The sequence below is a fragment of the Pseudomonas sp. Marseille-Q0931 genome (assembly GCF_940789645.1).
Classification (GTDB): Bacteria; Pseudomonadota; Gammaproteobacteria; order Pseudomonadales; family Pseudomonadaceae; genus Aquipseudomonas.
Window position 1 is genome coordinate 1 of the sequence record NZ_CALNWT010000005.1, and the last position, 12,742, is coordinate 12,742.

A 12,742-nucleotide genomic window follows, 5' to 3' on the forward strand; every position below is an offset into this window, starting at 1 on the left:
TGGCAAGGTCGTGCTCTACCAACTGAGCTATTCCCGCAGTACAACTTGAAGTGGCGTCCCCTAGGGGACTCGAACCCCTGTTACCGCCGTGAAAGGGCGGTGTCCTAGGCCACTAGACGAAGGGGACCTGGAACTTCGTTTGAAACCCTGCCGAAGCAGTATTTCGAAATTTGGAGCGGGAAACGAGACTCGAACTCGCGACCCCGACCTTGGCAAGGTCGTGCTCTACCAACTGAGCTATTCCCGCAGTACAACTTGAAGTGGCGTCCCCTAGGGGACTCGAACCCCTGTTACCGCCGTGAAAGGGCGGTGTCCTAGGCCACTAGACGAAGGGGACACACCCCGGAACATCAAGCAACTTTCCGGCTTCCTTCGCTTCGCTTTAGGCTTTGCGCTGGAAGTGGCGCGCATTCTATGGAGGCTTTGAGAGGTCGTCAACCACTCTCTAAAAAATTTTTAAAATCAAAGACTTCAGCCCATAAATTGACATGACACTAGGAGCGATGCGACCAAGCCACTACACTCGGTCGAAAAGTTGATTCTCGAGAGGTCCCAAGCAGTGTCCGCACTCGTGATAACCATGCTGATAGTCGGCGGCATCGCCCTGCTGATGGTAATTGCCTACATCAACCATGCCGTCGAGAACAGCAAGCTGGAGAAAGCCCGCCAGCGCGCCGACCTGCTCGACCGCATTCGTCGCTGCCAGGATATCTCCGAACGCATGCCCGGCCAGTTGATGACGCCGCAATTGAAGCTGCTGCTCAGCCAGCTACAGCTCCAGGTCAGCGAACGCCTGCTGCCGCTGGATAAGCAAAACGCCGCGTTGCAGAACGATATCGCCACCCTGAAGACCGAGATCGCCAAGGGCGAATCCATCGCGGTGCAGAACCCGCCTCAGCCCGTCACCAACGAAGCCAAGGCCAAGGACATACGTTTCCTTCTGGAAAATCTCCATGCGTTGATCACCGGCTCGGTACAGGGCGGCCTGCTGCCCGTCAGCGAAGGCAAGCATTGGCTCAAGCAGATTCGCCAAATGCTGGTGCTGGTGCATATCGAGTTCTTCAGCACCCTTGGCCAGACGGCAATGCAGCAGAACCAGCCTGGCCAGGCGCGCCTGGCCTTCGAGCGCGGCGTGCAGTACCTGCGCAAGCAACCCGAACCTGCGCCTTACCAGGCGCAACTCAAACGCTTCGAGGAGCAGTTGGCGCGCGCCAATGCAATGGTCCTCAACAACAATGCACCCGCAGCGCAAGAACCGAGCGAGTTGACCGAAGGTCTGAAAGACCTGGAAGACGACGACTGGAAAAAGAAGAACATCTACGACTGAGCGGCGGCAGAGCAACGTTCGCCTTCGCTCAGCCCAACACGCTGACCGAGGATTAGGAGCTGCAATGAGCATGACCGTTTACGGGGCGCCACTCTCCCCGTTCGTCCGTAAAGTCTGTCTGTGCCTGATCGAGAAGGGCCTGGATTACGAACTCGAAGTGGTCATGCCCTTCGGCCAGCCGGACTGGTTTCGCGAACTCAACCCTCTGGGGCGCATTCCTGCCTTTCGCGACGGCGACCTCACGCTGGCGGACTCCAGCGTCATCTGCCAGTACCTGGAAGAACATTACCCCGAGCACAAGCCGTTGTATGGCGCCGATGCCGAGCAACGCGCCAAGGTGCGCTGGCTGGAAAAATACGCCGACTACGAGCTTGCACCGCTGTGCACCTTCACCGTGTTCCGCAACCGCGTGCTGAAAGCCACCATGGGCCAGCCGTGCGACGAGGAAAAGGTGCAGCAGGCGCTCCGGGACAAACTACCGAACCACTTCGATTACTTCGAAGCCACGCTGGGCGATGCGCCCTATTTCCTCGGCGAGCGACTGTCGATGGCCGATCTGGCGCTGGCCTGCCAGTTGATCAACATGGAGCACGGCGGCGAAACACTGGACGCCGCGCGCTGGCCGAACCTGACCGCGCACTTTCAGCGCGTCAAGGCCAGCGCCTCCATGCAGCACCTGCTGCCACGCGAGCTGCGCACGCTGGAGAAGATCGGCGCCAAGCGTTAACAGCAAACGCACCGACCGTTAGCGGGATCAGCACAAACGGTCGGCACACATGATGGCCTTGCGACTCAGCAGTCGCTGGCGGCCAGGAAGATCGCCGCCAGCGCTTCGATGCCGGCCTGATCCGCTTCGGTGAAACGCCCTACCGACGGGCTGTCCAGATCCAGCACGCCGATCAGGCGGCCGTCCTTGACCAGGGGCACCACCAATTCGCTGTTCGACGCGCTGTCGCAGGCGATATGTCCGGCGAAGGCATGCACGTCTTCGACTCGCTGCGTCTGCAAACTCGCCGCAGCCGCTCCGCACACGCCGCGACCGAAAGCGATGCGCACGCAGGCTACCTTGCCCTGGAACGGGCCAAGCACCAGTTCGCCATCCTTGACCAGATAGAAGCCGGCCCAGTTGAGGTCGGCCAGTTCGTGAAAAAGAAAGGCGGAGAACTGTGCGGCGTTGGCGATGAAGTCACGTTCACCGGACAGCAGCGCCTGCAGTTGCGCACTCAGTAGCGGATAACCATTGAGGTCAGCCCCGGCCTGGGAAAGATCGATCATGCCTGTTGCTCCAGCAGTTGCAGCCCGACCCAGTGGCGGGCGAATTGATAGGCGCAGCGCCCATTGCGGTTACCGCGTCCCAGCGCCCAGCGAATGGCCGCCTTTTCCAGCGCCTCGTCCCAGCTCCAGTTCAGCCCCACCTGGCGCGCCTGCACGTCAACCCAGTGACGCACGACGATCAGGAAGTGATCCTGGCTGAAGGGATAAAACGACAGCCACAGACCGAATCGATCGGACAATGCGATCTTGTCCTCCACCGCCTCATTGGGGTGCAGTTCGCCGTCGACCATCTTCCAATTCTCGTTGTCACTCTGCCGCTCGGGCACCAGGTGGCGCCGGTTGGAGGTCGCATAGAGCAGCACGTTGTCCGGCGCCTGTTCCAGCGAACCGTCGAGCACGCTCTTGAGCACGCGGTAGTCGCCCTCGCCTGCCTCGAATGACAGATCGTCGCAGAACAGCACGAAGCGCTGCGGCAAACCGGCCAGCAGTTCCACCACGCGCGGCAGGTCGGCCAGATGATCGCGTTCGATCTCGATCAGACGCAGACCAGCCCTGGCGTGCTCGGCAAGCAGCGCACGCACCAGAGAGGATTTGCCGGTACCACGCGCACCCCAGAGCAACGCATGGTTGGCCGGCATGCCGCTGACGAACTGACGGGTATTGCGCGCCAGCTGCTCGCGCTGGGCGTCCACACCCAGCAGGTCGCTCAGCGACAGGTCGAGGCTGACCTCCAGCGGCAACAGGTAACCGCTGCGGCCATCGCGCACCCAGCGCGCGGCCACGCATGTGTTCCAGTCGACCTGCGGGCGCAGCGCAGGCAGCAAAGGCTCGAGACGCTCCAGCACCTGCTCGGCGCGGGCGAGAAAATCCAGCAATCGGGAATCCACGGTCTACTACTCCTTTTGCGCAGAGCCGCACGTTGCAGGCTCTGCCGGTACAGGGTCGCTATCAGCTATGCTTGGCAAGCGCCAAGGATCAGAGACTACGCACGCATTTATGGATATTTCGCTCACCAATCGCCTGTCATTCAAACAGGCCGGCTTGACCGTGCTGGTGGCGTTTATCCTTGGCACGCTGCTGAGCGTCACCCAGGTGGCGATCGATTATGCCAGCGAAGAGGCCTCCATCAACCGCGAGATTCGCGCACTGCTGGAAATCAGCCACAACCCCGCCGCCCGTATCGCCTACAACATCGATGCGGAACTGGCGCAGGAGCTGGTACTCGGCCTGCTGCGCTCGCCAGCGGTGACCCGCGCCGAGCTGATCGACAACAGCGGCCTGGTGCTGGCCAGCGTCAGTCGGCCGCGTAGCGAGAGCCGTTACCGTTTCATGAGCGACAGCCTGTTTGGCGCCGAGCGCGCATTCCAGGACCCGCTGTTCGTCTCCCACGCGCCTCACGAGCCGCTGGGTTTCCTGCGCCTGGAGATCGATACCTACGCCTTCGGCAGCCACTTCCTGCGGCGCTCGCTGCTGACCCTGCTCACCGGCTTCGCACGCAGCCTGTTGCTGTCGCTGATCCTGCTGGTGATGTTCTATTTCATGCTGACCAAGCCGCTGACCGGCGTGATTCGCGCACTGAGCCAACGCAACCCGCAGGATCCGCATCATCGCCCGGTGCCCTGCCCCAAGGGCCATGAGCGCGACGAGATCGGCATCCTGGTCGAAGTCACCAACCGCCAGCTGTCGAGCATTGCCCAGGAGATTGAGCAACGACGCAACGCCGAAGACCGGCTGACCCAATACCTCGGCGAGCTGGAAAACATCGTCTCGGCGCGCACCGCCGAGCTCAAGGCCACCAACGCCCGCCTCAGCCAATCCAACAGCGAACTGGAGATGGCGCGCACCACCGCGCTGAACATGGCGCAGGCACGCTCGGCCTTCCTGGCCAATATGAGCCACGAGATCCGCACACCGCTCAACGGCCTGCTGGGCATGCTGGCGTTGGCGCTGGACGGCCCGCTCAGCCCCGAACAACGTCAGCAGCTGGGCATCGCCCATGACTCCGGCAAGGTGCTGGTGGAACTGCTCAACGACATCCTCGATCTGTCGAAATTCGAAGCCGGCCAGCTGGAGCTGGAAGAAATCCCCTTCGACCTCGGCGCCCTGGCCGAGGAAACCGCCAGCCTGCTGTCGCAGAACGCCGCCAGCGCCGTGGAGCTGACCTGCCTGATCGATCCGGCACTGCCGGCGCAGGTGCTGGGCGATCCGACGCGGGTGCGCCAGATCGTCAGCAACCTGCTGTCCAACGCGCTCAAGTTCACCCGATTCGGCCGTGTCGACCTGATCGTCGCCAGCAGCGCGGACGGCATCAGCATTCGCGTGCGCGATACCGGTATCGGCATCGCCGCAGACGCCCAGGCGCGCATCTTCCAGCCCTTCGCCCAGGCCGAAGTGGGCATTACCCGCGAGTACGGCGGCACCGGGCTGGGTCTGGCGCTGACACGGCGTCTTTGCCAAGCGATGCAAGGCAAGCTGACCCTGCAATCGAAGGAAGGCTTCGGCAGCGAGTTCTGCGCCGAGCTGCCGCTGCCGGCTCATGCCCAAGCCGCCATGCAGCCCTCACTGCAGGGCCGCATCGTAGCCATGACGCCGGCCAGCAGCGGCCTGCAACAAATGCTCAGCCAATGGCTGCCCACCTGGGGCCTGAGCTACCAGCGCCTGGACACCGATGCCAGCCTGCTCGGCGTGGACGCCGACCTGCTGATCAGCGATTGCCCCGAGTGTCTGCTGGGCCTTCGCCCAACGATCACCACACCGGTTTTGCTGGTCACGGCCTACGGCAATTTCCTACCGCATGACCAGGCACAACGTCTCATGCCGCTGCTGCAGATTGCCCGCCCCCTGGCGCGCAACGGGTTGTTGCAGATGCTGCGGCACATCCTGCAGAGCGACGACAGCGAGCTGGGTAACGACGCCCAGGCGCAGCCTCGCCGGCAAAGCGCAGCGCGCGTGCTGCTGGTCGAAGACAATCCGGTGAACCAGATGGTCGCCAAGGGCATGCTGGCCAAGCTCGGCTATCAGGTTCTGGTCGCCGGTCATGGCGGTGAAGCCCTGGAAATGCTGGAGCAACAGCCCGTCGACCTGATCCTGATGGACTGCAACATGCCGGTAATGGACGGCTACGAGGCCAGCCGGCGCATCCGCAGCAACGGCCGCTGGCCGGAACTGCCCATCGTCGCCCTGACGGCCAATGCGCTGTCCGACGAGCGCGAACGCTGCCGCGCAGCCGGCATGAATGACTACCTGGCCAAACCCTTCCGCCGTGAAGAACTGGCAGCCATGCTCGACACCTGGCTGCCCAGCGACGTCACTCGCTGAGCCGCGCCAGCAAACGATCCAGGCTGCGACGCAGCCCTTCCATCTCCAGCAGGTCCTGATCACCGAACTGGCAAAGCAACTGCGCCTTGAGCGGCAGAACCTGCGCCTGCAGCGCCCTGCCGGTCTCGCTCAGCGCCAGATGCACCTCTCGCTCGTCCGCCTGCGCACGACGGCGCTGCACCAGGCCCATCTGTTCCAGACGCTTGAGCAGCGGCGTCAGGGTTCCAGAGTCCAGCTGCAGACGTTGCCCGAGCGCCTTGAGCGTCGGCTGCGCGGGCGCATGTTCCTGCCACTCCCACAGCACCAGCATCGCCAGGTACTGCGGGTAGGTCAGGCCAAGGGCATCAAGCATCGGCTTGTAGGCGCGAATCACGGCGCGCGAGGCGGCGTAAAGCTTGAAGCACAGCTGGTTGTCCAACTGCAGCCCGGCGGTATCGAACGCGGTCATTTCAGCAGCGCTTCGATCTCGCTGCTCAGTTCTTCCGGCTTGGTGGTCGGGGCGAAGCGCTTGACCACCTGGCCATCCTTGCCGATCAGGAACTTGGTGAAATTCCACTTGATACCCTGGCTACCCAGCAGGCCGGGGGCGCGCTTTTTCAACTGCACAAACAGCGGATGAGCGTCGGCGCCGTTGACGTCGACCTTCTTGAACAGCGGGAAGCTGACGCCGAAATTCAGCTCGCAGAACTCGGAAATCGCGCCTTCGTCACCCGGCTCCTGCTTGCCAAACTGGTTGCAGGGAAAGCCCAGCACCACCAGGCCCTTGTCCTTGTATTGCTGCCAGACGTTCTCCAACCCCTTGTACTGCGGGGTGAAACCGCACTTGCTGGCTGTGTTGACCACCAGCACGGCCTTGCCGCCGAAGTCGGCCAGGGTCTTCTGCTCGTCCTTAATGGTCGTGACTGGAATATCGAAAAGTGCATTGCTCATGGGGAATCGTCCTGATGGGCGGAAAGTGACGGACAAAATAGCGAGCAATTAAATTGCATGCAATTTAATTGCTGCAAGATAAGGCATGCAGATATCGCACTATCCGTAGGGCGGGTTAACGGCGCCGAATGCCGGGCTTCCAAACGCAGATGAACCCAGCGCGCCGCGTAACCCACCAGGCGATCTATCGCGTTGCGCCGATGGTGGGTTACGCCACACCCGGCATAGCGAGCTGATCGACAACCGAGACAAGTGGCTAACCCACACTACAAGACGATGGCGTCAATGCGTACATAGAGGGATACACGCTATCCCGTAGGGTGGGTTAGCGGCGCCGAATGCCGGACTTCCAAACGCAGATGAACCCAGCGCGCCGCGTAACCCACCAGGCGATCTATCGCGTTGCGCCGATGGGGGGTTACGCCGCACCGGGCTTAGCAACTGATCGATACACGTGACAGGCGGCTAACCCACCCTACGAAACGGTGGCGCCCAGGGCTCGTACCAGCGCGGTCAGTGGTGCTGCATCGTCCTGAATGCGTACGTGCAGGCCATCGATCTCGCGACGCATCGGGTAGTGCTTGCGCAAGCGGTCGAAACTGGCGCGACGAGCATCGGCATCGCCCACCAGGCTACGGCGAAAATCCGCATCGTCGCGGCGCGGATCGTAGACTGCTCGGCACAGGCTGGCCAGGGCCCAGGCCGGGTCGGCGTTGCCGTCGATGCTCAGCTCGCGGAGCCAGGGCGCTGGCAGCAGCTCGGCCAGGCTCACCTGCTCAGGTATGCCCAGCACACGGCAGCAAGCCTGATAGATTTGCGCCGTGCCGCGCAGCTTGCCGTCCAGGCTGTAACCGGCGATATGCGGCGTCGCCAGCTGGCACAGGGCGGCCAGTTCGACATCGGCCTGCGGCTCGCCTTCCCAGACGTCGAGCACCGCCTTCAGATCGGGGCGCTGCGGCAGCAGCGCGCGCAACGCCGCGTTGTTCACCACGGCACCGCGGCTGGCATTGATCAGCCAGGTTCCCGGCTTCAATGTCGCCAGGCGAGTCGCGTCGAACAGATGGCGCGTCGACGCGTCCAGCGGCGTGTGCAGGCTGATCACGTCGCATTCTTCGATGACCCGCTCCAGACTGACGAAATCGCCGCCCTCGGCAGCCTGGCGCGGCGGGTCGCACACCCGCACCTGCCAGCCAAGACCGCGCAACAGCTCGACCAAACGCCCACCGACCTGCCCCGCGCCCACCACCCCATAGACGCGCGCAGCGGGGTCGACGCCCTCGCGCTCGGCCAGGGTCAGCACGCTACCCAGCACGTAATCCACCACACCGCGGGCGTTGCAGCCCGGTGCGCTGCTCCAGGCGATGCCGGCTTCGGCGAAGTAATCGAGATCAAGATGGTCGGTACCGATAGTGCAGGTACCGACAAAGCGGACCCGGCTGCCTTCGAGCAGCGCACGATTCACCTGAGTCACCGAGCGCACCAGCAGCAGGTCGGCATCGCGCACGTCGGCCGCCGTGATGCCGCGCCCAGGCAGGCGGCGGATGCTGCCGAACGCAGCGAAGAATTCATCGAGCAGGGGAATGTTTTCGTCGGCGACTATGTACATGGCAGGCTCCATCGGGCAGGCCGCCATTCTATGCCAGCGTGATCGCCAGCGTCGCCCGCGAGGCGCCCGGCAGAGCCTTACGCCATACTTTCCTGACCGCTGCGTCAAGGCGTAGACTACGCGGTTTCCTGTTATCCCGAAGAGTCGAAATGTCCACCGACACCCGCCTTGGCCGCGTGCGCACGGAACTGCGCAGCCTGCTCATCCTGGCCACGCCCATCATCATCGCCCAGCTGGCGCACACCGCCATGGGCTTCGTCGACACGCTGATGGCCGGGCGCGTCAGCCCGCAGGACCTGGCCGCCGTGGCGCTGGGCAACTCGATCTGGGTGCCGGTGTTCCTGCTGATGACCGGCATCCTGCTGGCCACCACGCCCAAGGTGGCGGAGCGCTTCGGCGCCGGCGAGGAAGCAGCCATCGGCCCACTGGTGCGTCAGGCACTCTGGCTGGCGCTGGCGGTGGGCGGCAGCGCAGCGACGCTTTTGTGGAACGCCGAGTTCATCCTGCGCACCATGGACGTCGACCCGGCGCTGATCGCCCCGGCCATGGGCTACCTGCGCGCCGTGGCCTGCGGTTTTCCGGCGGTGGCGCTGTATCACGTGCTGCGTTGCTGCAGCGATGGCCTGGGCCATACCCGCCCAGCCATGGTGCTGGGCATTCTCGGCCTGCTGCTCAATATCCCGGCCAACTACATCTTCATCTACGGCAAGTTCGGCTTGCCGGCCATGGGCGGCGTGGGCTGCGGCTGGGCGACCGCGCTGGTGATGGGCTTCATGCTGGTCGGCATGCTGGTCTGGGTGAGATGGGCGCCCTACTACCGCGCCAGCGCCCTGTTCGCTCATTTCGAATGGCCACAGTGGACGGTGATCAGACGCCTGCTGAGCGTCGGCGTGCTGATTGGCATCGCAGTGTTCGCTGAAGCGAGCATCTTCGCAGTGATCGCCCTGCTGATCGGCGGGCTCGGCGCCACCGTGGTGGCCGGGCATCAGATCGCTCTGAATTTCAGCTCCATGGTGTTCATGATCCCCTACTCGCTGGGCATGGCCGCCACGGTGCGCGTCGGCCAGGCACTGGGCCGCGGCCAGCCGCGTGAAGCGCGTTTCGCCGCCGGGGTAAGCATGGGCGCAGCGCTGGGTTACGCCTGTTTATCGGCCAGCCTGATGTTCCTGCTGCGCGAGCAGATCGCGCAGATCTACACGCCGGACAAAGCGGTAATCGCCGTGGCCGCGACACTCATCGTCTATGCGGCGCTGTTCCAGTTCTCCGACGCCATTCAAGTCACTGCAGCCGGCGCACTGCGTGGCTATCAGGACACGCGCATCACCATGTTGCTGACCCTGTTCGCCTACTGGGGCATCGGCCTGCCGGTGGGGTATGCGCTGGGGCTGTCCGACCTGTTCGGCGAACCGAGCGGCCCCAGCGGCCTGTGGCAAGGTTTGGTGGTGGGCCTGACCTGCGCCGCGGCGATGCTCATCGTGCGCCTGGCGCGCAGCGCGCGTAAGCGCATTCGCCGGGCCGCCTGAGCCATTGGATAGGCAGGAGATCAGCTCTAGACTGGGCGCATGATTCGACCAGTCCTGCTCCTTTGCTTCCTTCTGCTCGCTGCATGCGGCCCGGCCAACGACGGACTGGCCCTGCAGAGCGACTACCTCCAGCGCTTGCAGCGTTCGCTCGATGCTGCTGACGTCAACGCCTTCGACAGCCGCAGCGTCAGCCAGTACCGCCTGCCGGCACGGCGCGAGCGGCTTGCGGAAATTCCCGAGCTGCGTATCGGCCTGCTCGATCTGGTGATCGACGCGCGGCGCTGTCCGCACCTGCAGCAGTTGATCAGCCAGCGCAACAGCAGCCTGGGCAAGCAGTTGATGCCCAGCCAGCGGCTTGGCTACGAAGGCGACCTGCTGCGCGCCATCGATGACTGCCTGCCGCATCTGCAGGACGACTCCAGCCTCAAGGCCACTCTGCAGCGCCTGGCCAGCGACAAGCGCCAGCAACTGCCAGCAGTGTTCTGGAATGCCCTGAACGGTAGCCCGGAGTTCGAGAACTACCTGCGTTTTGCCGACCAGGCATTGCCGGTCGACACTCAGGAAGACAGTGCCGCCCTGGACGCACTGCAGCGGCTGGGCATCATCGGCGCCGGCCTGCCGGGCCAGCTACCGCCGAGTGCCAAGGAGCTGGAGCCGCTGTTCTTCGCCCTATACGCCAGCGAACAGGGCGGCCAGTTGATCACCAGCCTGGCCAGCCTGCGCCACACCCTCGACGCCGGCAGCGAAATGCTGGAGCAACGCCAACATGGCCGCCCGCTGTGCCCACTGGGCCAGGCGACGCCGCGCGGGCGCATCCTGCAGAACATCTTCGTCAAGTTCTACGCCGGCGGCCTGCAGCCTTATCTGGCACAGGTCGACCAGCGCGGCCAGCAGTGGCAGGCGGCGCTGCTGCAATTGCAGCGTATCGACGGCATTCCGCCAGCCACCCGCGAGCATCTGCAGCGATTGGCGGGCGAGCAGGGTTCGTTATGGCAGGATTTCCGTATGGCCACGGCACGCCACGTCAAGGCCTGGCAGACGCTGCTGAACAGCTGCGGCCTGGCGCCAGGACAGGCGGGTTGGAATAGCGCGAGCTAGCGCACGCTCAGGTAGGGCGGGTGCAACCCGCCAGCCGCGACTAGGCGGGTTGCACCCGCCCTACGGCTTAAATTTACGGACGCAGCCTAATCGGCCTTCTTGCGAATCCAGTACAAATAGGTGCCGTCTTCCTCGGCCTGGCCGAGCAGTTCATGGCCGAGGAACACGCAGAACTTGGGAATGTCACGGCGGGTCGAGGGATCGGTGGCGATCACCTTGAGCAAGCCGCCCGGCGACAGGTCGCGCACCTTGTTGTGCAGCATCATCACCGGCTCAGGGCAATTCAGGCCACTGGCATCGAGCAGGTCATCGTGGTTGAGGGTCAGGGCTTCGGACATAAAGGGCTCCACAGGCAGGCGCGCATTGTCGCGCAAAGCTGATCTAAAGGTCACCTGCGCACAGCCAGCGCGCATGCCGGGTTCAGTTCGTCACCTGCCGTGTCGACGCAGGTGACAGGTCACTTCCTCGCGGTCGTGATACAGCTGCTTGCAACCGATGCTGACCTTGAGGCCGCGCTCGACCAGCCCCGACTCGATGCGATCGAGCAGGCGCCGCACCTCGGCGTAGCGCTGCTTCATAGGCAGTTTGAGATTGACCACCGCCTCGCGACACAGCCCTTCGCCCAGCCAGGTCTCGATCATCGCCGCCGTGCGCGCCGGCTTCTCGACGATATCGCAGACCATCCAGTGCACCGGATGGCGCGGGCGAAAGGTGAAACCATCGGCGCGCTGGTGCACGACGAAGCCGGAATACATCAGGCTTTCGGCCATCGGCCCGTTGTCCACGGCCGTCACACGAATCTCCCGATTGACCAGCTGCCAGGTCCAGCCGCCCGGTGCGGCGCCCAGGTCCACGGCGGTCATGCCGGGCGCCAGGCGCTGATCCCACTGCTCACGCGGGATGAAATGGTGCCAGGCCTCCTCCAGCTTGAGCGTCGAGCGGCTCGGCGCCTCGCGCGGGAACTTCAGGCGCGGAATGCCCATGGGCCACATCGCCTGGTTGTCCGCCTCGGCGATACCGGCGAAGACCTCGCGGCCGCTCTTGAAGGTCAGCAGCAGGCGCGACTTCCTGGCGTCGTCCACCAGCCTGCCGGCCTTGAGCAGCGCCTTGCGCAGCGGCGCCTCGAACTTCTTGCAGAAGGTCGAGACTTCCTTGCCCTCGTTGGTATCCACCACTTCCAGCCACAGGCTGCCGCACACCGGATAGTCGGCCAAGGCTTCCAGCAACACGCTGATACGGTCGCTTTCCGGCAGGCTGACGAACGCACCGCGCGCCCACTGCCGCGGGAAGATCAGCTGATTGAAACGCACGCTACGCATCAGCCGTTCACTATCGGCCGCCTCGCTGCAGACGAACTCGGCGCAGGCGCTGCCGGGCTTGGCCTTGGAGTAGCCGGGCACGTCCAGACGCGCCGCGAGGTCGGTGATCTCGGCGCAAACCTCTCCCTCGAAACCGGGGCGGCAATGCAGAAACAGGGTATTCATCAAAGGGTCTCCATGAGGCGCGCATGATACCCGAGACCGGAACCCAGAGCCGCTAAACCTGTCCAGCTACATATGTGCTGCCCACAGATACGGAGCCGCTGGCCATCGCGTCTCGATGAGATCCGGCCATCCAACACAGGCAGCGCATAGCAACCGATAAAGGATATGCGCTAGCCAGACC

Annotated in this window: 12 protein-coding genes and 3 tRNA genes; 5 read left to right on the forward strand and 10 right to left on the reverse strand. The window is 63.8% G+C overall.

Annotated features, from left to right (window positions below):
- Positions 1–51: 51 nt before the first annotated feature.
- The 3 genes from P3C50_RS11415 to P3C50_RS11425 all read right to left on the reverse strand — a co-directional run bounded on the left by P3C50_RS11415 (position 52) and on the right by P3C50_RS11425 (position 337).
- A tRNA-Glu gene (locus P3C50_RS11415) sits at positions 52–127 on the reverse strand.
- Between the two features lie 44 nt (positions 128–171).
- Positions 172–247, reverse strand: a tRNA-Gly gene (locus P3C50_RS11420).
- A gap of 14 nt (positions 248–261) precedes the next feature.
- Positions 262–337, reverse strand: a tRNA-Glu gene (locus P3C50_RS11425).
- A gap of 222 nt (positions 338–559) precedes the next feature.
- Between P3C50_RS11425 and P3C50_RS11430 the strand changes: the two genes are divergently transcribed.
- Together P3C50_RS11430 and P3C50_RS11435 are read left to right on the forward strand one after the other, a co-directional pair.
- Entirely contained in the window at positions 560–1,327 is a 768-nt protein-coding gene (locus tag P3C50_RS11430; protein ID WP_275546102.1) for a hypothetical protein, read from the forward strand.
- Between the two features lie 64 nt (positions 1,328–1,391).
- Positions 1,392–2,054 (forward strand): glutathione S-transferase family protein, encoded by a 663-nt coding sequence (locus P3C50_RS11435; protein ID WP_275546103.1) that lies wholly within the window; start codon positions 1,392–1,394, stop codon positions 2,052–2,054.
- 65 nt (positions 2,055–2,119) lie between these two features.
- Here P3C50_RS11435 and P3C50_RS11440 read toward each other — a convergent pair whose 3' ends face one another.
- Positions 2,120–2,602 carry a GAF domain-containing protein gene (locus P3C50_RS11440; RefSeq protein ID WP_275546104.1) on the reverse strand — a complete coding sequence of 161 codons (483 nt, stop codon included), beginning with the start codon at positions 2,600–2,602 and terminating at the stop codon, positions 2,120–2,122.
- Complete coding sequence (locus P3C50_RS11445; protein ID WP_275546105.1) at positions 2,599–3,489, reverse strand: ATP-binding protein; 891 nt, start codon at positions 3,487–3,489, stop codon at positions 2,599–2,601. Before P3C50_RS11445 ends, P3C50_RS11440 begins: the two co-directional genes overlap by 4 nt.
- A gap of 109 nt (positions 3,490–3,598) precedes the next feature.
- On the opposite strand from P3C50_RS11445, the gene P3C50_RS11450 reads away from it, so the two are divergent.
- Positions 3,599–5,920 carry a response regulator gene (locus tag P3C50_RS11450; protein ID WP_275546106.1) on the forward strand — a complete coding sequence of 774 codons (2,322 nt, stop codon included), beginning with the start codon at positions 3,599–3,601 and terminating at the stop codon, positions 5,918–5,920.
- Here the strand turns inward: P3C50_RS11450 and P3C50_RS11455 are convergent.
- From P3C50_RS11455 to pdxB, 3 genes are all read right to left on the reverse strand, one after another.
- On the reverse strand, positions 5,910–6,368 hold the full coding sequence (locus tag P3C50_RS11455) for a MarR family winged helix-turn-helix transcriptional regulator (RefSeq protein ID WP_275546107.1): 459 nt from the start codon (positions 6,366–6,368) through the stop codon (positions 5,910–5,912). The genes P3C50_RS11450 and P3C50_RS11455 overlap by 11 nt on opposite strands.
- A complete protein-coding gene (locus P3C50_RS11460; RefSeq protein ID WP_275546108.1) occupies positions 6,365–6,850 on the reverse strand; it encodes a glutathione peroxidase in 486 nt (161 codons plus the stop codon). The genes P3C50_RS11455 and P3C50_RS11460 overlap by 4 nt, the downstream gene beginning before the upstream one ends.
- A 475-nt stretch (positions 6,851–7,325) precedes the next feature.
- Positions 7,326–8,456: a 4-phosphoerythronate dehydrogenase PdxB gene (gene pdxB, locus P3C50_RS11465; RefSeq protein WP_275546109.1), complete on the reverse strand. Its 1,131-nt coding sequence runs from the start codon at positions 8,454–8,456 to the stop codon at positions 7,326–7,328.
- Between the two features lie 149 nt (positions 8,457–8,605).
- Between pdxB and P3C50_RS11470 the strand changes: the two genes are divergently transcribed.
- Both P3C50_RS11470 and P3C50_RS11475 read left to right on the forward strand, forming a co-directional pair.
- A complete protein-coding gene (locus P3C50_RS11470; RefSeq protein WP_275546110.1) occupies positions 8,606–9,979 on the forward strand; it encodes an MATE family efflux transporter in 1,374 nt (457 codons plus the stop codon).
- 39 nt (positions 9,980–10,018) lie between these two features.
- Positions 10,019–11,077, forward strand: coding sequence for a DUF3080 domain-containing protein (locus P3C50_RS11475; protein ID WP_275546111.1), 1,059 nt, complete (start codon positions 10,019–10,021; stop codon positions 11,075–11,077).
- Between the two features lie 86 nt (positions 11,078–11,163).
- Here P3C50_RS11475 and tusA read toward each other — a convergent pair whose 3' ends face one another.
- Both tusA and rlmM read right to left on the reverse strand, forming a co-directional pair.
- Positions 11,164–11,403, reverse strand: coding sequence for a sulfurtransferase TusA (gene tusA, locus P3C50_RS11480; RefSeq protein WP_024307805.1), 240 nt, complete (start codon positions 11,401–11,403; stop codon positions 11,164–11,166).
- Between the two features lie 102 nt (positions 11,404–11,505).
- Positions 11,506–12,561, reverse strand: coding sequence for a 23S rRNA (cytidine(2498)-2'-O)-methyltransferase RlmM (gene rlmM, locus P3C50_RS11485; RefSeq protein ID WP_197856576.1), 1,056 nt, complete (start codon positions 12,559–12,561; stop codon positions 11,506–11,508).
- Between the last annotated feature and the right edge of the window lie 181 nt (positions 12,562–12,742).

Coding starts and splice junctions, on each gene's coding strand:
- P3C50_RS11435 (WP_275546103.1), top strand. CDS start 1,392: ATGAGCATGACCGTTTACGGGGCGCCACTCTCCCCGTTCGTCCGTAAA.
- P3C50_RS11440 (WP_275546104.1), bottom strand. CDS start 2,602: ATGATCGATCTTTCCCAGGCCGGGGCTGACCTCAATGGTTATCCGCTA.
- P3C50_RS11450 (WP_275546106.1), top strand. CDS start 3,599: ATGGATATTTCGCTCACCAATCGCCTGTCATTCAAACAGGCCGGCTTG.
- P3C50_RS11455 (WP_275546107.1), bottom strand. CDS start 6,368: ATGACCGCGTTCGATACCGCCGGGCTGCAGTTGGACAACCAGCTGTGC.
- P3C50_RS11460 (WP_275546108.1), bottom strand. CDS start 6,850: ATGAGCAATGCACTTTTCGATATTCCAGTCACGACCATTAAGGACGAG.
- pdxB (WP_275546109.1), bottom strand. CDS start 8,456: ATGTACATAGTCGCCGACGAAAACATTCCCCTGCTCGATGAATTCTTC.
- P3C50_RS11470 (WP_275546110.1), top strand. CDS start 8,606: ATGTCCACCGACACCCGCCTTGGCCGCGTGCGCACGGAACTGCGCAGC.
- P3C50_RS11475 (WP_275546111.1), top strand. CDS start 10,019: ATGATTCGACCAGTCCTGCTCCTTTGCTTCCTTCTGCTCGCTGCATGC.
- rlmM (WP_197856576.1), bottom strand. CDS start 12,561: ATGAATACCCTGTTTCTGCATTGCCGCCCCGGTTTCGAGGGAGAGGTT.